Source organism: Pantoea sp. GCM10028869, assembly GCF_042666835.1.
Classification (GTDB): domain Bacteria; phylum Pseudomonadota; class Gammaproteobacteria; order Enterobacterales; family Enterobacteriaceae; genus Pantoea; species Pantoea leporis.
In genome coordinates this window covers 185,675-204,082 of record NZ_JBHTGO010000008.1, presented here as the reverse complement: position 1 = coordinate 204,082, position 18,408 = coordinate 185,675, and the positions used below count along the sequence as shown (strand labels likewise).

Annotated in this window: 16 protein-coding genes, 2 tRNA genes and 1 rRNA gene; 12 read left to right on the top strand and 7 right to left on the bottom strand. The window is 54.5% G+C overall.

The annotated features are described in order from the left end of the window. The first annotated feature begins 6 nt into the window (after positions 1-6). The 3 genes from rrf to ACFQW4_RS19790 all read left to right on the top strand — a co-directional run bounded on the left by rrf (position 7) and on the right by ACFQW4_RS19790 (position 385). A 5S ribosomal RNA gene (gene rrf / locus ACFQW4_RS19800) occupies positions 7-122 on the top strand. A gap of 102 nt (positions 123-224) precedes the next feature. Then, positions 225-301, top strand: a tRNA-Asp gene (locus tag ACFQW4_RS19795). 8 nt (positions 302-309) lie between these two features. Beyond that, positions 310-385, top strand: a tRNA-Trp gene (locus ACFQW4_RS19790). Between the two features lie 104 nt (positions 386-489). Here ACFQW4_RS19790 and hdfR read toward each other — a convergent pair. Continuing rightward, positions 490-1,311 carry an HTH-type transcriptional regulator HdfR gene (hdfR, locus tag ACFQW4_RS19785; RefSeq protein WP_008106614.1) on the bottom strand — a complete coding sequence of 274 codons (822 nt, stop codon included), beginning with the start codon at positions 1,309-1,311 and terminating at the stop codon, positions 490-492. A gap of 121 nt (positions 1,312-1,432) precedes the next feature. Between hdfR and ACFQW4_RS19780 the strand changes: the two genes are divergently transcribed. Continuing rightward, positions 1,433-1,771, top strand: coding sequence for a DUF413 domain-containing protein (locus tag ACFQW4_RS19780; RefSeq protein WP_008106616.1), 339 nt, complete (start codon positions 1,433-1,435; stop codon positions 1,769-1,771). Positions 1,772-1,801: 30 nt separating this feature from the next. Here ACFQW4_RS19780 and ACFQW4_RS19775 read toward each other — a convergent pair whose 3' ends face one another. Beyond that, positions 1,802-3,322, bottom strand: a complete 1,521-nt coding sequence (locus ACFQW4_RS19775; RefSeq protein ID WP_110867717.1) for a YifB family Mg chelatase-like AAA ATPase — start codon at positions 3,320-3,322, stop codon at positions 1,802-1,804. Between the two features lie 328 nt (positions 3,323-3,650). On the opposite strand from ACFQW4_RS19775, the gene ilvL reads away from it, so the two are divergent. From ilvL to ilvA, 6 genes are all read left to right on the top strand, one after another. Further along, positions 3,651-3,749, top strand: coding sequence for an ilv operon leader peptide (gene ilvL / locus ACFQW4_RS19770; RefSeq protein WP_071531048.1), 99 nt, complete (start codon positions 3,651-3,653; stop codon positions 3,747-3,749). A 149-nt stretch (positions 3,750-3,898) separates the two neighbouring features. Next, complete coding sequence (gene ilvG / locus ACFQW4_RS19765; protein ID WP_271461144.1) at positions 3,899-5,545, top strand: acetolactate synthase 2 catalytic subunit; 1,647 nt, start codon at positions 3,899-3,901, stop codon at positions 5,543-5,545. Beyond that, positions 5,542-5,799, top strand: coding sequence for an acetolactate synthase 2 small subunit (gene ilvM, locus ACFQW4_RS19760; RefSeq protein WP_101762784.1), 258 nt, complete (start codon positions 5,542-5,544; stop codon positions 5,797-5,799). Before ilvG ends, ilvM begins: the two co-directional genes overlap by 4 nt. A gap of 18 nt (positions 5,800-5,817) precedes the next feature. Further along, a complete protein-coding gene (locus ACFQW4_RS19755; RefSeq protein WP_007888821.1) occupies positions 5,818-6,747 on the top strand; it encodes a branched-chain amino acid transaminase in 930 nt (309 codons plus the stop codon). A 62-nt stretch (positions 6,748-6,809) separates the two neighbouring features. After that, on the top strand, positions 6,810-8,660 hold the full coding sequence (gene ilvD / locus ACFQW4_RS19750) for a dihydroxy-acid dehydratase (RefSeq protein ID WP_271461145.1): 1,851 nt from the start codon (positions 6,810-6,812) through the stop codon (positions 8,658-8,660). 3 nt (positions 8,661-8,663) lie between these two features. Beyond that, entirely contained in the window at positions 8,664-10,211 is a 1,548-nt protein-coding gene (ilvA, locus tag ACFQW4_RS19745) for a threonine ammonia-lyase, biosynthetic (RefSeq protein ID WP_217549805.1), read from the top strand. Here ilvA and ilvY read toward each other — a convergent pair whose 3' ends face one another. Continuing rightward, positions 10,212-11,093 (bottom strand): HTH-type transcriptional activator IlvY, encoded by an 882-nt coding sequence (ilvY, locus tag ACFQW4_RS19740; RefSeq protein ID WP_271461146.1) that lies wholly within the window; start codon positions 11,091-11,093, stop codon positions 10,212-10,214. Positions 11,094-11,254: 161 nt separating this feature from the next. Between ilvY and ilvC the strand changes: the two genes are divergently transcribed. After that, positions 11,255-12,730 carry a ketol-acid reductoisomerase gene (gene ilvC, locus ACFQW4_RS19735; RefSeq protein ID WP_101762782.1) on the top strand — a complete coding sequence of 492 codons (1,476 nt, stop codon included), beginning with the start codon at positions 11,255-11,257 and terminating at the stop codon, positions 12,728-12,730. A gap of 274 nt (positions 12,731-13,004) precedes the next feature. Here ilvC and ACFQW4_RS19730 read toward each other — a convergent pair whose 3' ends face one another. The 3 genes from ACFQW4_RS19730 to ACFQW4_RS19720 form a co-directional block, all read right to left on the bottom strand. Further along, positions 13,005-14,339 (bottom strand): MFS transporter, encoded by a 1,335-nt coding sequence (locus tag ACFQW4_RS19730; protein ID WP_101762781.1) that lies wholly within the window; start codon positions 14,337-14,339, stop codon positions 13,005-13,007. 289 nt (positions 14,340-14,628) lie between these two features. Next, positions 14,629-15,636, bottom strand: coding sequence for an inner membrane protein YhjD (yhjD, locus tag ACFQW4_RS19725; RefSeq protein WP_110867713.1), 1,008 nt, complete (start codon positions 15,634-15,636; stop codon positions 14,629-14,631). 45 nt (positions 15,637-15,681) lie between these two features. Continuing rightward, positions 15,682-16,581 carry a LysR family transcriptional regulator gene (locus ACFQW4_RS19720; RefSeq protein ID WP_101762793.1) on the bottom strand — a complete coding sequence of 300 codons (900 nt, stop codon included), beginning with the start codon at positions 16,579-16,581 and terminating at the stop codon, positions 15,682-15,684. 115 nt (positions 16,582-16,696) lie between these two features. Between ACFQW4_RS19720 and ACFQW4_RS19715 the strand changes: the two genes are divergently transcribed. Beyond that, positions 16,697-17,455: an SDR family oxidoreductase gene (locus ACFQW4_RS19715; protein WP_350261271.1), complete on the top strand. Its 759-nt coding sequence runs from the start codon at positions 16,697-16,699 to the stop codon at positions 17,453-17,455. 82 nt (positions 17,456-17,537) lie between these two features. Here the strand turns inward: ACFQW4_RS19715 and ACFQW4_RS19710 are convergent, their stop codons facing one another. Further along, positions 17,538-18,386: a PhzF family phenazine biosynthesis protein gene (locus ACFQW4_RS19710; protein ID WP_110867711.1), complete on the bottom strand. Its 849-nt coding sequence runs from the start codon at positions 18,384-18,386 to the stop codon at positions 17,538-17,540. Between the last annotated feature and the right edge of the window lie 22 nt (positions 18,387-18,408).

Below are 18,408 nucleotides of genomic sequence, written 5' to 3'. Positions count from 1 at the left end.
AATTTGCCTGGCGGCTTTAGCGCGGTGGTCCCACCTGACCCCATGCCGAACTCAGAAGTGAAACGCCGTAGCGCCGATGGTAGTGTGGGGCCTCCCCATGCGAGAGTAGGGAACTGCCAGGCATCAATTTAAGACCCGTTACCGGGTCATGACCTTCCCTGTGACGCGGGAAGGGCGAAACACCTGAAATCAGAACGATTGTCTGATATCAGTACAGAATCGGTGGAGCGGTAGTTCAGTTGGTTAGAATACCTGCCTGTCACGCAGGGGGTCGCGGGTTCGAGCCCCGTCCGTTCCGCCACCCTAATTAGGGGCGTAGTTCAATTGGTAGAGCACCGGTCTCCAAAACCGGGTGTTGGGGGTTCGAGTCCCTCCGCCCCTGCCAGAAAATAATCCTTTGCTTCGGCAAAGGATTTTTTTTGTCCAAATTCGGCAGTGAAATGAGTTTGAGTTTCACTGTGATCCACTCAAACTCCCTCATTTATTATCTTATTGTGTCAAAACCGGATATTTAAGCAGCTGACGAATGTGACTTTGCTGATCGCTATTCTGCAGCCACACCGCATATAACGGTCGCACGGCGACGGGTGTATCTGGAATAACCATCAAATCACTATAAATGCCGTGCCAAAAATCAGGTAAAAAGGCACAAGCACCGGTGGTATGCAGTAATTCGCGTGTTAAATGTGCGGATGTGGTGGTTAATACGGGAACATCATCACTAGACAGATAACTTTCATGCTGATGAAAATCTGCGCCCCATTCCAGCTTGATATAGTCATATTTTTCACGCTTCTCGGTTTTACGCGCCCGGAATAATGCGAGCGAAATATGCCCTATTTGCTGGCTGGTTAACTCATCCATTTTTGGCGCTTCAGTTGTGATCAACAGGTCCAACTGACGTTCATGCAATTGCTTAACCAGTAAATGTCGCTGGGCGATACGTGCCTCGAGATGAAGGCTTTCTCGATTCTCATAAAGTGTTTGCAACCAGGGAGTTAAGTACGCTTCCCAAAGGGATGCGCTACCTCCTATTGAAAGCTCATGATGCTGTTGTGTATGCGAAACTTCCTTTTTGGCCATCAGCCAGGTGCTCATCAAGCTTTCGGCATAGGGTAATAAACGCTCGCCTGCTGAAGTCAGCCGGATGTTATTACGGTGACGAGTAAAAAGGTTTACGCCCAGCTGATTTTCCAGCTGACGAATGCGAAAACTAACGGCAGATTGCGTGAGGTAAAGCGCTTCAGCAGCACGCCCGAAATGGCGTGTTCTGCTCACTTCGAGGAAAGTTTTCAGTAATTCCGTATCCACTGCATTCTCCCAAAAATTGTTTGTCGTACTGATTTAAATGTTTTGTTTTACACTCTGTCAAGCCTATCTAATACTCCGCGCCATAAATAGCACGGCCATATGAGAGTCAGGAGCGTGTAAAATGGCGGATAGCTTCGCAACAACGAATCGTTTCTTTGATAACAAACATTACCCACGTGGTTTTTCGCGTCATGGTGATTTCACCATTAAAGAAGCTCAGCTTCTGGAGCGCCACGGTTACGCCTTTAATGAACTGGATCTCGCTAAGCGTGAACCCATTACAGAAGAAGAGCGTTCATTTTTAGAAGTATGTCGTGGTCTTCGTGAGCCACAAACGGAAGCTGAACGTGTATGGTCGAAATATACCGCACGTATCAAGCGACCTAAGCGTTTCCATACGCTATCTGGCGGCAAGCCGCAGATGGATACGGTGGAAGATTTTAGCGATAGCGATGATTAAGAATAGCGGGGCTTATATAAGCCCCGTTTTTTATTCCAGAGTCTTGTGCAGATAGATCATTAAGCGGTCGATGCTGCGATATCCCACCGCTTCCTGCAAATGACTACGAGTAATCTGCTCTTCACCTGCTAAATCAGCTATTGTCCTGGCCACCTTTAAAATCCGCTGCCAGGCGCGTACTGAAAGCCCCAACGAATTCAACACTTCTTCCAGCCATTCAGCATCCTGCTGCTTCAATGGACACCAGCGCAAAATCTCTGGGTTAGAGAGATGAGCATTCACTTTTCCGCTGCGTGCTGTTTGAATCTTTCGTGCGGCGAGGACGCGAGTTAAAACTTCAGCGCTGCTTTCGCTGACTTGTTGTTTCTTACTCAGAGACCCACTGGGAAGAAGTGGGACCTCTAACGATAAATCAAAGCGATCGAGAAAAGGTCCTGATAACCGATTGAGATAGCGCAACACCTGCTGAGGTGATGAGCGATTATGGTTGCCCTGATAATGCCCGGTCGGGCTGGGATTCATCGCGCCGATCAATTGAAAGCGCGCGGGATACGTCACTTTAGCGCGCGTGCGTGAAATGGCGATTTCCCCGGATTCAATCGGTTCGCGCAAAGCATCAAGCGTTCTGCGCTCGAATTCTGGCAGCTCATCGAGGAATAACACGCCATTGTGTGCCAAGGAGATTTCTCCCGGCCGCGGCAAGGAGCCGCCCCCAACCAGCGCATAGAGTGATGAACTGTGATGAGGCGCTCTGAACGGCCGTTTGCGCCACTGATGATGGAGATTGCCACTGCTTACCAGACTGGCGATAGCGGCGCACTCCAGCGCTTCCTGGTCGTCTAACGGTGGCATGATACCGGGCAGACGCGTCGCTAACATGGTCTTGCCGGTGCCAGGCGGCCCAATCAGTAATAGGTTATGCCCGCCAGCTGCGGTGATCTCCAGTGCACGTCGGCCCTGATCCTGGCCAATGATATCGCTGAGGTCCTGCTTTTCCTGTTCAAGCGTTTCGGGCTGATAATGCGCGACAGTGAGAGTGGTTTTGTTATGGAGAAACGCACAGATTTCTACCAGATGTTTGCCAACCAGCGTCTCGCCTTGTTGAATCAACCCTACATCCTGTTGATTCTGTTCAGCTAACACCATTTGTCTGCCTGCTTGCAGTGCCGCCATCGCAGCTGGAATAGCGGCCTGAACGCCACAGAGCGCGCCGTTAAGTGCTAACTCCCCCAGGAATTCAAATTGCCCCAGTTTTGCGTCTGGCAGCTGCTCAGAGGCCGCCAGAATGGCGATAGCGATGGGGAGGTCATAGCGTCCGCCCTCTTTTGGCAGATCGGCAGGCGCCAGATTGATGGTGACGCGTTTCGCCGGGAAGGTGAACCCGCTATTAATAATCGCGCTTCGCACCCGTTCCCGCGCTTCTTTTACCGTGGTTTCAGGCAGTCCAACCAGCGTCAGGGCCGGCAAGCCGTTGCTGATGTGCACTTCCACCGTCACCAGCGGAGCCTGAACACCCAGCGCAGCTCGTGTTAATACCTTCGATAAAGACATAACCGCTCCTTGTTGTCCTTATCATCAAAGCAGCCAGACAGATGAACAATGGCTTACTGCTCAACTTCAGAGCCAGATTCCTTACATTCCCTGATAATTGCCGCTCTTTCACTGAAAATCTGAGCTTGCTCGTAAACTCCAAATGAAGATTACGACGCGGGAGTTATGAATTTTTATCACAAATGTAAATAACCTTTTATTTACAATGTGATAACGGCGGGCCGCCAGCGGCATCATAAAATTTTCCAATGAAAATTATTGTCAACGACACGCTAACTATGGTAACTCTGTAGGTATTACTTCGAACAATCGAAAAAACAAACAACACATGAAAGCCCTTCTACAAGTGATTAGCCTAGTCGTGATTAGCGTGGTGGTGATTATTATCCCACCGTGCGGGGCATCGCTTGGAGAAAGAAAGGCTTAAAAATCAAGTCTGGAATTCCAAAAACCCCCGCACCGAAAGGTCCGGGGGTTTTTTTTTGACCAGGCTAAATATCAGCAAATTAGCGAGGAACAGATTATGAGCAGTAGCATAAAATTCTGTTGTTCCCCTAGGAATACAGGAGAATAACCATGACAGGTGCACAGTGGGTAGTTCAGGCTTTACGCGCGCAGGGTGTCGATACAGTGTTTGGCTATCCTGGCGGCGCAATCATGCCAGTGTACGATGCGCTCTACGATGGCGGCGTGGAACATCTACTGTGTCGTCATGAGCAAGGTGCGGTGATGGCTGCTATCGGTTATGCCCGCGCAACCGGCAAGACTGGCGTATGTATCGCCACTTCGGGGCCCGGCGCCACCAACCTGATCACCGGTTTGGCGGATGCGATGATGGATTCGATCCCGGTTGTGGCGATCACCGGCCAGGTATCATCGGCCTTCATCGGCACCGACGCCTTCCAGGAAATAGACGTTCTTGGTTTATCGTTAGCCTGCACCAAACACAGTTTCCTCGTTGAATCGCTTGATGATTTACCCTCAGTGATGGCAGAAGCTTTTGCCATCGCGCAATCGGGTCGTCCCGGCCCGGTACTGGTCGATATCCCGAAAGACATTCAGATCGCCAATGGCGAACTGACGCCTCATCTGCTGCCAGTTGAGGAAGAAATCGGCCACTCCGCGCAGCACATTGCAGAGGCGCGCACATTGATGGCGCAATCGCATAAGCCGATGCTGTATATCGGTGGCGGCGTGGGTATGGCGCAGGCGGTTCCAGCCTTACGTGCCATGGCGCAGGAAACCGGTATTCCGATGGTTTCTACGCTGAAAGGTCTTGGCAGCGCGGATGCCAGCAGCGATCTCTATCTCGGGATGCTGGGCATGCACGGCACCAAAGCCGCTAACCTCGCGGTACAATCCTGTGATTTGCTGATTGCGGTTGGCGCGCGTTTTGACGACCGCGTTACTGGCAAGCTGGACACCTTCGCGCCGCACGCCAGCGTCATCCATATCGATATTGATCCTGCCGAGCTGAACAAACTGCGCCGTGCTCACGTTTCACTACAAGGCGATATGAATCAGGTGCTGCCGGCACTGAGCATGCCAATGCACATTGATGGCTGGCGCAAGGAAGTTAGCGCGATGAAAAGCGAGTTTGACTGGCGCTACGATCATCCAGGCGAAGCCATTTATGCGCCGTTGTTGCTGAAGCAGTTGTCTGACCGCAAAGCGGACAGCGCCGTGGTCACCACCGATGTAGGTCAACACCAGATGTGGGCCGCTCAGCACATGAGTTTCACCGCGCCAGAAAACTTCATCACCTCGAGCGGTCTCGGCACTATGGGCTTTGGCCTGCCGGCGGCGATTGGGGCGCAGGTAGCACGTCCGGAGGACACAGTGATCTGCGTGTCTGGCGATGGTTCTATCATGATGAACATTCAGGAGCTGGGCACCATCAAGCGCGGCAAGCTGCCGGTGAAAATTCTGCTGCTGGATAACCAGCGTCTCGGCATGGTGCGCCAGTGGCAGCAACTGTTCTTTGATGGTCGCTACAGCGAAACCATTCTGACCGACAACCCCGATTTCCTCACGCTGGCCAGCGCGTTTGATATCCCAGGCCAGCACATTAGCCGTAAAGATCAGGTCGACGCCGCCCTCGATGCTCTGCTGAACAGTGAAGGTCCTTACTTCCTGCATGTTTCGATAGATGAGCATGAAAACGTCTGGCCATTGGTACCGCCGGGTGCCAGCAACGCAAACATGATGGAGAAAACCGCATGAATCAGCATCAATTGTCTATTGAAGCCCGCTTTCGTCCTGAAATATTGGAGCGCATTTTGCGTGTCGTGCGTCACCGTGGTTTCCAGGTGTGTGCGATGAATATGGCCACCGCGGTCAATGCGGAGAACATTAATATCGAAATGACCGTTGCCAGCCAACGCTCAGTCGATTTACTGTCTTCGCAGTTAAGCAAACTTATGGATGTCGCTTGCGTCGAGATCCAACAACAGACAACACAACAAATCCGCGCATAGTCGCCAAAGGAAAAAGCAATGAGTACGAAGAAAGCAGACTTTATTTGGTTCAATGGTGAGATGGTTAAGTGGGAAGACGCCAAGGTCAGCGTTATGTCTCACGCCCTGCACTACGGTACTTCTGTGTTTGAAGGCGTGCGTTGCTACGACTCACACAAAGGTCCAGTGGTGTTCCGCCACCGTGAGCATATGAAGCGTCTGCATGAATCCGCTAAAATTTATCGTTTCCCGATTAAAGCCAGCGTTGATGAGTTGATGGAAGCGTGCCGCGAAGTGATCCGCGTGAACAAACTGAAAAGCGCTTATATCCGTCCGCTGGCCTTCGTGGGTGACGTGGGTCTGGGTGTGAACCCGCCAGATGGCTACACCACCGATGTAATCATCGCTGCCTTCCCTTGGGGTGCTTACCTGGGCGCTGAAGCGCTGGAAAACGGTATCGATGCCATGGTTTCTTCGTGGAACCGCGTTGCACCAAACACCTTGCCAACCGCCGCGAAAGCGGGTGGTAACTATCTCTCCTCTCTGCTGGTAGGCAGCGAAGCGCGCCGCCACGGCTATCAGGAAGGTATCGCGCTCGACACCAACGGCTATATTTCAGAAGGTGCTGGCGAAAACTTGTTCGAAGTGAAAGATGGCATTCTGTTCACGCCGCCGTTCACCTCTTCAGCGCTGCCGGGCATCACCCGTGACGCGATCATCAAGCTGGCGCAAGACATGGGTATTGAAGTGCGTGAGCAGGTTCTGTCGCGCGAATCCCTGTATCTGGCCGACGAAGTCTTCATGTCAGGTACTGCAGCGGAGATCACTCCGGTGCGCAGCGTCGACGGCATTCAAGTCGGTGAAGGTAAACGTGGTCCGGTCACCGGTCGTATCCAGAAGGCATTCTTTGGCCTGTTCACTGGCGAGACGGAAGACAAGTGGGGCTGGTTGGATCCGGTTAACGCATAACGAGATTTTTTGCGGGCGTCAGATGGCGCCCGCAACCTTATTATTACTGGAGTAAATAGAGCATGCCTAAGTACCGTTCCGCCACCACCACCCATGGACGTAACATGGCCGGTGCCCGTGCCTTGTGGCGCGCGACAGGAATGACCGACGACGATTTCGGTAAGCCGATTATCGCCGTGGTCAACTCATTCACCCAATTCGTACCGGGCCACGTGCACCTGCGCGATCTTGGCAAACTGGTTGCTGAGGAAATCGAAGCAGCTGGCGGCGTGGCCAAAGAGTTCAACACCATTGCGGTGGATGACGGTATCGCCATGGGTCATGGCGGCATGCTGTATTCACTGCCTTCACGTGAGCTGATTGCCGATTCAGTGGAGTACATGGTTAACGCGCACTGCGCCGATGCCATGGTGTGTATCTCCAACTGCGACAAAATCACCCCAGGCATGCTAATGGCGTCACTGCGCCTCAATATTCCGGTGATCTTTGTGTCTGGCGGCCCGATGGAAGCCGGTAAAACCAAACTGTCTGATCAAATCATCAAGCTGGATCTGGTTGATGCAATGATTCAGGGCGCCAATCCGAACGTCAGCGATGCCGACAGCGATCAGATCGAACGTTCTGCTTGTCCAACCTGCGGTTCCTGTTCCGGTATGTTCACCGCCAACTCGATGAACTGTCTGACCGAAGCGCTGGGCTTGTCGCAGCCGGGTAACGGTTCACTGCTGGCCACACACGCCGATCGTAAAGAGCTGTTCATCAATGCCGGCAAGCGCATCGTTAGCCTGACCAAACGCTACTACGAGCAGGATGACGTCAACATGCTGCCGCGTAACATCGCCACCAAAGCGGCGTTCGAGAATGCGATGACGCTGGATATCGCTATGGGCGGTTCCACCAACACCGTTCTCCATCTTCTGGCTGCCGCGCAGGAAGGCGAGATCGATTTCAATATCTCCGATATCGACCGTCTGTCACGCAAAGTGCCGCAGTTGTGCAAAGTGGCGCCAAGTACGCCGAAATATCACATGGAAGATGTGCACCGTGCGGGTGGCGTTATCGCCATTCTCGGTGAGTTAGATCGCGCCGGTTTGATCGACACCAGCGCGCGCAACATCCTGCAGCAGAGCATGCGTGAAACCCTGGATCAGTACGACATCATGCTGACCAAAGATCAGGCGGTGAAGGATATGTTCCGCGCCGGTCCTGCTGGTATTCGTACCACCAAGGCGTTCTCGCAGAACTGCCGTTGGGACACGCTGGATGATGACCGTACCGAGGGTTGTATTCGTACTCGCGAACACGCGTACTCGCAGGATGGCGGCTTAGCTGTGCTTTACGGCAACATTGCCGAAGATGGCTGTATCGTTAAAACCGCGGGTGTAGACAAAGAGATCCTCACCTTCAAAGGCCCGGCGAAGGTGTACGAAAGCCAGGATGATGCAGTTGAAGCGATCCTTGGCGGCAAAGTGGTAGCCGGCGACGTCGTGGTGATCCGCTACGAAGGACCGAAAGGCGGACCGGGCATGCAGGAAATGCTCTATCCGACCACTTATCTGAAATCCATGGGCCTTGGCAAAAGCTGCGCACTGATCACCGATGGTCGCTTCTCTGGCGGCACGTCAGGCTTATCGATTGGTCACGCCTCTCCGGAAGCGGCGAGCGGCGGCACCATCGCGCTGGTGAAAGATGGCGACATGATTGAGATCGATATCCCGAACCGTGGCATCAAGCTGGCGGTACCGGATAACGAACTGCACGCCCGTCGTGAAGAAGAGCAAGCGCGCGGCGATGCGGCTTATACCCCGCACGGCCGCGTACGTGAAGTCTCCTTTGCCCTGCGCGCCTATGCATCACTGGCGACCAGCGCAGACAAAGGCGCGGTGCGCGATAAGTCCAAGCTGGGAGGCTAACCGATGGCTGAGTCTCAACCGCTCTCCGCGACGCCAAACGGCGCGGAGTATTTGCGCGCAGTGCTGCGTTCACCGGTGTATGAAATTGCCCAAGTGACGCCACTGCAAAAAATGGAAAAAATTTCATCGCGTCTTGGCAACACCATTCTGGTGAAGCGTGAAGATCGTCAGCCGGTGCATAGCTTCAAGCTGCGCGGGGCTTACGCGATGATTGCCGGGCTGAACGAAGAGCAAAAAGCGCGCGGCGTGGTGACGGCTTCGGCTGGCAACCATGCGCAGGGCGTGGCACTCTCGGCCAGCACGCTTGGCATCAAATCACTGATTGTGATGCCGCTGGCCACGGCAGACATCAAGGTTGATGCAGTACGCGCATTTGGCGGTGAGGCTTATCTGTTTGGTGCCAACTTCGACGAGGCGAAAGCCAAAGCGATTGAGCTGGCAGAGCAGCAGGGTTACACCTTCGTTCCTCCGTTTGACCATCCGGCAGTGATCGCCGGGCAGGGCACGCTGGCGATGGAGTTGCTGCAGCAGGACGCGCATCTCGATCGCGTCTTCGTGCCGGTAGGCGGCGGCGGTCTGGCGGCGGGTGTCGCGGTGCTGATCAAACAGCTGATGCCGCAGATCAAAGTGATCGCCGTGGAATCGGAAGATTCAGCCTGCCTGAAGGCCGCGCTGGATGCGGGTGAACCGGTAGATTTGGCGCGCGTGGGCTTGTTTGCGGAAGGCGTGGCTGTCAAACGCATCGGCAGCGAAACCTTCCGTCTGTGTCAGGAGTATCTCGATGACATCATCACGGTGGATAGCGATGCAATTTGCGCAGCGGTGAAAGATCTGTTCGAAGATGTGCGTGCCGTGGCGGAACCTTCCGGCGCGCTGGCGCTGGCGGGTATGAAGAAGTACATCCAGCTGCACGACATCAAAGGTGAGCGCCTGGCGCACGTGTTGTCGGGTGCCAACGTCAACTTCCACGGCTTGCGCTATGTCTCCGAACGTTGCGAACTGGGCGAACAGCGTGAAGCGCTGCTGGCGGTCACCATTCCAGAACAGCAGGGCAGTTTTCTCAAGTTCTGTCAGACCATCGGCGGGCGCTCCATCACCGAGTTCAACTATCGTTACGCGGATGCGGATAACGCCTGCATTTTCGTCGGCGTGCGCTTAACGCGCGGGCTGGAGGAGCGCGGTGAGATCATCAGCCAACTGAGCGAAGCCGGTTATCACGTGGTGGATCTGTCGGATGACGAAATGGCCAAGCTACACGTGCGCTACATGGTGGGCGGACGTCCATCGAAGCCGCTGCGCGAACGCCTGTTTAGCTTTGAATTCCCGGAAGCACCGGGCGCGCTGCTGAAGTTCCTGCAGACGTTGGGTGCGCACTGGAATATCTCGCTGTTCCATTATCGCAGCCACGGCACCGATTATGGCCGCGTGCTGGCGGCATTTGAAGCCAACGATCAGGAACCGGATTTCGAAACCCATCTCACCGCGTTGGGTTATGAATGGCATGACGAAGCGAGCAATCCGGCGTTCCGTTTCTTCCTCGCCGGGCAGTGATTACAGCTGGTGCCAGAACGCATTGATAAGCGGCTCTCCGAGCCGCTTTTTTTGTACGCAAACGCCGAGTTCCAGCGGTGCGACAGACTCCACATTCTCCAGCGTCAATACGCGATTGCGCACCGGTTCCGGGCTGTTCTCCAGCACCACATCCGGCAGCAGCGCAATACCACATCCCAGCGCCACCATCGACACAATCGCTTCATGCCCGGAAACCGTGGCATAAATCTGCGGATTGGGCATGCGCTGGCGACGGAACCATAAATCGATGCCACGGCGTGCAGGTCCTTGGTCCGGCAGGATAAACGGAATCTGCGCCCAATCGGGTTGCTCCTGCGTCGCCTGATTGCGCACCGGGCAAGGCAGCGCCGGGGCGATCAGCACCAGCGGAATCAGGCCCAGTGGCGTAAAATCTATGCTGGCCGGCAGCGATTCTGGGCGACCGGCAATGGCGAGATCGGCGTCGCCGGACTGCACCATCTCAATCGCATCGGCGGCATCACCGGTGGTGAGTTTGATCTCTACCTGCGGATGTTCAGCGCGAAAGCGATCAAGAATCGGCGGCAGATGGCTGTAAGCGGCGGTTACCGAGCAGAACAGGCGCAGTTCGCCGCTCAGCGACGGGCCGTTAAGATCCATCACATGGCGTAACTGCTGATACTGCAGCAACGTCTGCTGCGCAAACTGGCGCAGGCGCTCACCGGCTTCGGTGAGCGTGACGGTGCGGTTATCACGCAGGAACAACGCGTGACCGACATCCTCTTCCAGGCGCTGAATCTGGCGCGAAAGGGTTGAAGGGCTGACGTGCATGGCACGCGCGGTGCGACCAAAGTGGCAGCTTTCAGCCAGATGAAGGAAGAGTTTCAGGTCTCGTAAATCCATGCGCGTATCGCCTCAAGGTTATGTTGCAAATTATGCAATGTCACCTTGCTAATATATCAATTTAAGCAACGGATTTCCTGTCATATGATGGGGTCATTCGCGGCGTAAGAGACAACGTCGTTACTGAACAAAAACAAACACAACATCTAACCGGAGTACCCATGGCTAATTACTTCAACACATTGAATCTGCGCAATCAGTTAGCGCAGCTGGGCAAATGTCGTTTCATGTCACGCGACGAATTCGCAGATGGCGCTAGCTTCCTGAAAGGCAAGAAAGTGGTCATCGTTGGCTGTGGCGCTCAGGGTCTGAACCAGGGTCTGAACATGCGTGATTCTGGTCTGGACGTGGCGTATGCCCTGCGTGCTGAAGCGATTGCTGAGAAGCGTGCCTCTTTCCGCAAAGCGACCGACAACGGCTTCAAAGTCGGTACTTACGAAGAGCTGATCCCACAGGCCGATCTGGTGGTTAACCTGACGCCAGACAAGCAGCACTCGGCGGTCGTTCAGGCTGTTCAGCCGCTGATGAAAGATGGCGCTGCGCTGGGTTACTCACACGGTTTCAACATTGTTGAAGTGGGCGAAACCATCCGCAATGACATCACCGTAGTAATGGTGGCACCGAAGTGCCCAGGTACTGAAGTACGTGAAGAGTACAAGCGTGGTTTCGGTGTACCTACGCTGATTGCCGTTCACCCGGAAAACGATCCGAAAGGCGAAGGCATGGCGATTGCTAAAGCCTGGGCAGCAGCGACCGGCGGCGACCGTGCAGGCGTGCTGGAATCTTCCTTCGTTGCGGAAGTGAAATCTGACCTGATGGGCGAGCAGACCATCCTGTGCGGTATGCTGCAGGCCGGTTCTCTGCTGTGCTTCGACAAGCTGGTAGCTGAAGGTCACGACGCGGCTTACACCGAAAAACTGATTCAGTTCGGCTGGGAAACCATCACCGAATCACTGAAGTTTGGCGGCATCACGCTGATGATGGATCGCCTGTCTAATCCGGCAAAAATCCGTGCTTATGCGTTGTCTGAGCAGCTGAAAACCATCATGGCACCGCTGTTCCAGAAGCACATGGATGACATCATCTCTGGCGAATTCTCTTCAGGCATGATGGCTGACTGGGCTAACGACGACAAAAACCTGCTGACCTGGCGTGAAGAGACCGGCGCAACGGCATTCGAAAACGCACCGCAGTTTGATGGCAAAATCGAAGAGCAGGAATATTACGACAAAGGCGTCGTGATGGTTGCGATGGTGAAAGCAGGCGTTGAGCTGGCATTCGAAACCATGGTTGACGCGGGCATCATCGAAGAGTCGGCTTACTACGAATCACTGCACGAGCTGCCGCTGATTGCTAACACCATCGCACGTAAGCGTCTGTATGAAATGAACGTGGTTATCTCGGATACCGCAGAATACGGTAACTACCTGTTCTCCTTTGCGGCAGTTCCACTGCTGAAAGAGTTCATGACCACGCTGCAGCCGGGCGATCTGGGCAAAGCAGTTGAAGGTACGCAGGTGGATAACGCGCAGCTGCGTGACGTCAACGAAGCCGTTCGTCAGCACCCAATCGAATCTGTAGGCCGCAAACTGCGTGGCTACATGACCGATATGAAACGTATCGCTGTCGCTGGCTAAGCCACGCGCGACACTGTTTTCAGCACAATAAAAAACCCCGGCTTGCCGGGGTTTTTTTTATTCGTGCTCGCTGTTGCTCTAGGTGTGTACTCGCTGTCCCCCATCCCGGCCTTCCCCCGCTAGCGGGGGAAGGAGACGCTGCCACATGCAGCTTCAGAACGAACATATGGCAGCATCTTCCTCCCCCATTTATGGGGGAGGACCGAGGAGGGGGACAGCGAGCACATACCTAAGGGACAGCAAGCACACACGACCCAGAGTACAGCCAGCTCAATCACACCGCTTCATACAGCGTCTGATTTCGCGTCTCTTTACAGGCAATCAGCGCGATCAACGTCAACACCGCCATCGAAGCCAGATAGAAGCCCACCGCCTGCAAACCGTAATGGGCGTTCAGCCAGGTGGCGATATAAGGCGCTACCGAGGCACCAAGAATCGACGACAGGTTGTAAGAGAACGATGCGCCGGTATAACGCACTTCCGTTGGGAACAGCTCTGGCAGCAGCGCGCCCATCGGACCAAACGTCAGGCCCATAATGCTCAGACCAAGGATCAGGAAGCCCATTACCAGCACCTGAGAACCGGAACCCAGCAGCATTGGGAACATCAATGCAAAGGCGATAATCATCAGCGTAATGGTGATCATGGTTTTACGACGACCAAAGCGATCGGCCAGCAGACCGGCAATCGGCACCATCACACCAAAACCAATCACCGCCACCATCAGCATCCACAGGAAGCTGTTACGTGAATAGCCGAGGCCAGCCGGTGCGGGTGCGGTGCCGTAACTCATCGAATACACGGTCATGATGTAGAACAGCGTGTAAGTGGCGAGCATGATGAAGGTGCCGAGAATGGTGGCGGTCAGATGCTTACTCAGCAGCGTGCCAATCGGCATTTTCACCTGTTTGTTCTCTTTCTGCACTTTGGCGAATACCGGGCTTTCATGCAGCGAAACGCGCACATACAGGCCAATTAACACCAGCACCGCAGAGAGAATAAACGGCACGCGCCAGCCCCAGTTCATGAACTGCTCGTCGGTCAGCAACCATGAAAGCAGCAGGAACGTGCCGTTAGCGAAGAAGAAGCCAATCGGCGCGCCGAGCTGTGGGAACGAACCATAAAGCGCACGTTTCTTCGCCGGAGCATTTTCGGTCGCCAGCAGTGCTGCGCCGCCCCATTCGCCACCAAGGCCAAGACCCTGACCAAAACGCGCCAGCGCCAGCAGCAGCGGCGCTGCCACGCCAATGGTTTCATAACCTGGCAGTAAACCAATCAGCACCGTCGAGACGCCCATGGTCAGCAGCGATGCCACCAAGGTGGCTTTACGGCCAACGCGGTCGCCAAAGTGTCCAAACACGGCAGAACCGATAGGACGCGCCACGAAGGCGATCGCGAAGGTCGCCAGCGACTGCAACGTGGCCACGGTCGGATCGCCCTGCGGGAAGAAGATGTGCGGGAAAATAATCACCGCAGCGGTGGCATAGATATAGAAATCGAAGAACTCAATGGCGGTGCCGACAAGCGATGCCACAACCACTTTGCCACGTGAATTGACCGGCGTGTCGTCGTGTTTTTTGTCGAGTGTTTCTGTGATGGAGGCTTGCATAAGTGTTTCTTAATTGTAAATGTAGACAGAGAATCTTACGCACCTGGTTTGCGGCATTCAATGGCGAAAAACCGCGTCAGACCGGGCTTTTCCGGCGAATAAGTGGATAATTTCTGAGTTGCTGCGATCAGTGGCGGATGGGAACGGGAAGTGTCACTTTTTTGGCGGGAATCTCTGCAAAAGGGCCAAATTAAAGTGACCCTTTAGCGTTTCCTGCTGGTTTTTGCTGAAAAAGCAGCCAGCAGGAGACATTTTTAGCTAGTACGGCAATTGTAACAACCTCGTTGGCTTATTTAGCCTGATGCGGCTGCGGCATCTCTTTATCATCTTTGTATTTGGCGGTGGCGATCCACGCGGCGCAGAACAGCGTCAAACGCGCAAAGAAGTAGAAGAACGCCATTAAGCCGAGTACTGAACCAAAGGCCGCGCCCGACGGCGAGCTTGCCAGCTTCGGCAGCGTCAGCGTCATTACAAACTTGATCACCTCAAAGCCAATCGCCGCCAGCAGCGTGCCGCGGAACAGCGCTTTTTTACGCGGCTTGTGGCGCGGTAAAATCCAGAAGATCCACAGGAACAGCAGATAGTTAGCCAGGATAGAGATAGATAACGCAATCACCGTCATCGCTGGGCGCAGCCACTCAATGTCTTCCAGCCCCAGCGCGTTAACGATCGCTGCCTGCGCCGCGCCGGCAATCGAGGTCAGCGACAGCGTAATCACCAGCGCAAACATCAAACCCAACAGCGAAATCAGATCGCGCGCGTACTTCTTCCAGAATTTCTCCTGATCGTCCGGCGTGCGTTCCCACACGTCGCGTGACTGCGCGCGCACCGCTTCACGCAGGTTGCCCATCCAGTTAATGCCGGAGTAGAGCGCCAGCAGCAAACCGGTTAATCCCACTGTGGCACGCTGCTGAATCGCGGTATTCACCGTATTTTTCAGCGTGGTGGCCAGCGTCGGATCGCTGATGCTGTTAACGATTTTGTTGATCAACTCGGTGAGCAAATCCTGATTCGACGCCAGCACAAAGCCGACCGCCGCAAAGGAGACCATCAAAATCGGTATCAGAGAGAGAAAGGAAAAGTAAGTGATCGCCGCGCCAAACTGGCTACCGAGGCGATCGTTGAAGCGTTCCAGCGCGCGCATAAAGTGCGCCACCGCCGGAATCGCCTGGAACCAGGCAGCGAAGCGCGACACATTTTGAATCGAGCCATCCACGGTTTTATTGCCGGTTTTAATGTCAATCAGCGGCTTGGCTTCTGCCTCGGCCGCGGTCTGTTTAGGGGTTTTGTCCGTCATAGACGATAGTCATCCTGTTCACTGCGAAAATACAATTATAGTCTGCTAAGTTACATATTCCTGCAGGACTTGGCTGAGCCATTCCATAAACACTCGCACGCGGCGCGCCACGTTGCGGCGATGCGGATAAAGCAGCGAGATGGGCATCGGTTTCGCCGGGAAATGATGCAGCACTTCCACCAGTTGCCCCGACTCCAGTAGCGGCTGTACGCCAATCGCCGGCACCTGAATAATGCCGAGCCCTGCCATGCAGGCGGCGCGATAGGTTTCGGTGCTGTTTACCGTCACTACGCCGCCGGTTTGAACGTAATGACACTGTTTGCCATCAAAATATTCAAAGCCCAATGAAGGTTGTCCCAGCTGCTGGGTGTAATGCACCATCGCGTGTTGCGACAGATCTTCCAGCCGCACCGGCATGCCGAAGCGGGAAAGGTAGCCGGGGCTGGCGCAGTTGATCAACGCGTGCGAGCCGATTTTCCGCGCAATCAGCCCGGAATCTTTCAGCTCGCCGACGCGCACCACGCAGTCAAATCCTTCGCGAATCACATCAACCTGACGATCGCTGCTGCTCAACTCAATTTCCAGACCGGGATAGTGCTGCAAAAACTCCGGCAATCGTGGCAGCACAAAGCCGGTCGCCATCGCCACCGACATGTCCACGCGCAATTTGCCGCTTAAGGTGCCGGGATCGTGCTGGAACAGGCTGTCCATGTCGTCGAGCATCGACAGTAAATCGAGGCAACGATCGTAATAAACCAGGCCGTCCTGCGTCAGGTGCACACGTCGCGTGGTGCGATGCAGCAGGCGCGTCCCCATTTGATTCTCCAGCGCCTGTAGCTGGCGGGATACGCTGCCTTTCGGTAAACCTAAGCTTTCTGCCGCACGGGTAAAACTGCCCATTTCTGCCACCCGCACAAAAACCTGCATAGCGTGAATTTTATCCATGTTGTTCACCGATTGTTGTTGTTAGTGAAACAGTGCTGCGTATTCCTCTGCGTTTATAGATCAATTATTCACGAATATCCTTAACACGTGTTCAATTTTCCAACTGGAGCGAAACATGAGTCATAAAATTGCATTGATTACCGGCGGAAATCGCGGTTTAGGCAAGAATGGGGCGCTGAAACTGGCTGCCAAAGGCACTGATATCCTGTTTACCTATCGCGGTCACGCGGAAGAAGCGCAGGCGGTTGTGCAGGAGATTGAAGCGCTGGGCGCGCGTGCGGTGGCGTTGCAGTTGGATGTAGGCGACACAGGCACGTTTGACGGCTTCGTGGCGCAGGTGAGAGAAGCGCTGCAGGAAACCTGGCAGCGTGACAGCTTTGATTATTTAGTGAACAATGCCGGTCACGGTCATTACAAGCTGTTCGCAGAGACCAGCGAAGATGAGTTTGACGCGCTAGTGAATGTGCACTTCAAAGGGCCGTTCTTCCTGACGCAAAAACTGCTGCCGCTGATCGTTGATGGTGGACGCATCCTGAATATCTCCAGCGGTTTAACCCGTTTAACGCTGCCAGGTTCAGGCACGTATGCCTCAATTAAAGGCGCGATGGAAGTGTTAACGCGCTATCAGGCCAAAGAGTTAGGCGAGCGCCATATCCGCGTCAACATTCTGGCGCCAGGCGCGATTGAAACCGACTTCGGCGGCGGTCGCGTGCGTGATACCAAAGATCTCAACGATCATATCGCTTCAGTCACCGCGCTGGGCCGCGTTGGCTTGCCGGGTGATATCGGCGATGCCATCAGCGCGATTCTCAGCGATGAAACCGGCTGGATCACCGCACAGCGCATTGAAGCCTCAGGCGGCCAAGGTCTGTAAAAATATAAACTGATGCACATATTCGTAGCGGCGCAATTTATTGCGCAATAAATTGCGCCGCTACGGATGGTGCAGATTACAATTACAGCTCAATCGTCCCGTCAATCACCGTCACGGTTTGGCCACCAATCCAGATCGCTTTATCGCTAAAACTCACCTGAATGCGACCTTCCCGCTGAATCGCGCTGCCCTGACGTGCCCGATAATCCCGCGTTTGCTTGTTAGCCTCGAAGTAGCGTGCCAGACAGGCGTTGGCGCTGCCGGTCACCGGATCCTCAGTCAAGCTGCCGTTCTCAACCAGCAATGCGCGTACTTCATACTGCTCGTTTTCGCCCGACGGCAACGCACCAAAAATTGCCGTACCGTTAACCTCAGCATGCTGATGTAAACGGTGTAAATCGGCTGCTGACGGCACCACATCCAGCACCGCTTGCGCGCTACTCATCGGAATCAGCAGCCAGCGAATACCCATATCAACGATGGTCGGCATTTGGCTGAGATCGAAGCATTCACTGTTCAGCGCGCTGCTCATCAGCGCATCACTGAACGGCGTTAATGTGGCGGCAGGCGCGGCAAACGCCAGCGCACCGTCATCGCTGATTTTCACCTCAACCAGACCAACGCCGCACTCCTGCACGATTTTGCCCGGCGTTTTCAGCGGCCAACCGGCTTCCAGCAGCGCATGCGCGGTGCCTAACGTCGGATGCCCGGCAAAAGGCAGTTCACCTTCGACGGTAAAAATGCGCACGCGGTAATCCGCCGCCGCATCCTGTGGCGGCAGCACAAAGGTGGTTTCCGACAGATTGGTCCAGCGCGCAATCGCCGTCAGCTGCGCGTCACTCAATCCCTGTGCATCCATGATCACCGCCAGCGGATTACCTTTAAACGCCGACGAGGTAAACACGTCCACCTGTTTAAATGCGACCTTCATTGTCACTCCTTCCTCGTTGAGG

Excerpts from the sequence above, each read along its gene's own strand:
- ACFQW4_RS19780 (WP_008106616.1), top strand. The coding sequence starts at position 1,433 with ATGGCGGATAGCTTCGCAACAACGAATCGTTTCTTTGATAACAAACAT.
- ACFQW4_RS19775 (WP_110867717.1), bottom strand. The coding sequence starts at position 3,322 with ATGTCTTTATCGAAGGTATTAACACGAGCTGCGCTGGGTGTTCAGGCT.
- ilvL (WP_071531048.1), top strand. The coding sequence starts at position 3,651 with ATGAAAGCCCTTCTACAAGTGATTAGCCTAGTCGTGATTAGCGTGGTG.
- ilvG (WP_271461144.1), top strand. The coding sequence starts at position 3,899 with ATGACAGGTGCACAGTGGGTAGTTCAGGCTTTACGCGCGCAGGGTGTC.
- ilvM (WP_101762784.1), top strand. The coding sequence starts at position 5,542 with ATGAATCAGCATCAATTGTCTATTGAAGCCCGCTTTCGTCCTGAAATA.
- ACFQW4_RS19755 (WP_007888821.1), top strand. The coding sequence starts at position 5,818 with ATGAGTACGAAGAAAGCAGACTTTATTTGGTTCAATGGTGAGATGGTT.
- ilvD (WP_271461145.1), top strand. The coding sequence starts at position 6,810 with ATGCCTAAGTACCGTTCCGCCACCACCACCCATGGACGTAACATGGCC.
- ilvA (WP_217549805.1), top strand. The coding sequence starts at position 8,664 with ATGGCTGAGTCTCAACCGCTCTCCGCGACGCCAAACGGCGCGGAGTAT.
- ilvY (WP_271461146.1), bottom strand. The coding sequence starts at position 11,093 with ATGGATTTACGAGACCTGAAACTCTTCCTTCATCTGGCTGAAAGCTGC.
- ilvC (WP_101762782.1), top strand. The coding sequence starts at position 11,255 with ATGGCTAATTACTTCAACACATTGAATCTGCGCAATCAGTTAGCGCAG.
- ACFQW4_RS19730 (WP_101762781.1), bottom strand. The coding sequence starts at position 14,339 with ATGCAAGCCTCCATCACAGAAACACTCGACAAAAAACACGACGACACG.
- yhjD (WP_110867713.1), bottom strand. The coding sequence starts at position 15,636 with ATGACGGACAAAACCCCTAAACAGACCGCGGCCGAGGCAGAAGCCAAG.
- ACFQW4_RS19720 (WP_101762793.1), bottom strand. The coding sequence starts at position 16,581 with ATGGATAAAATTCACGCTATGCAGGTTTTTGTGCGGGTGGCAGAAATG.
- ACFQW4_RS19715 (WP_350261271.1), top strand. The coding sequence starts at position 16,697 with ATGAGTCATAAAATTGCATTGATTACCGGCGGAAATCGCGGTTTAGGC.
- ACFQW4_RS19710 (WP_110867711.1), bottom strand. The coding sequence starts at position 18,386 with ATGAAGGTCGCATTTAAACAGGTGGACGTGTTTACCTCGTCGGCGTTT.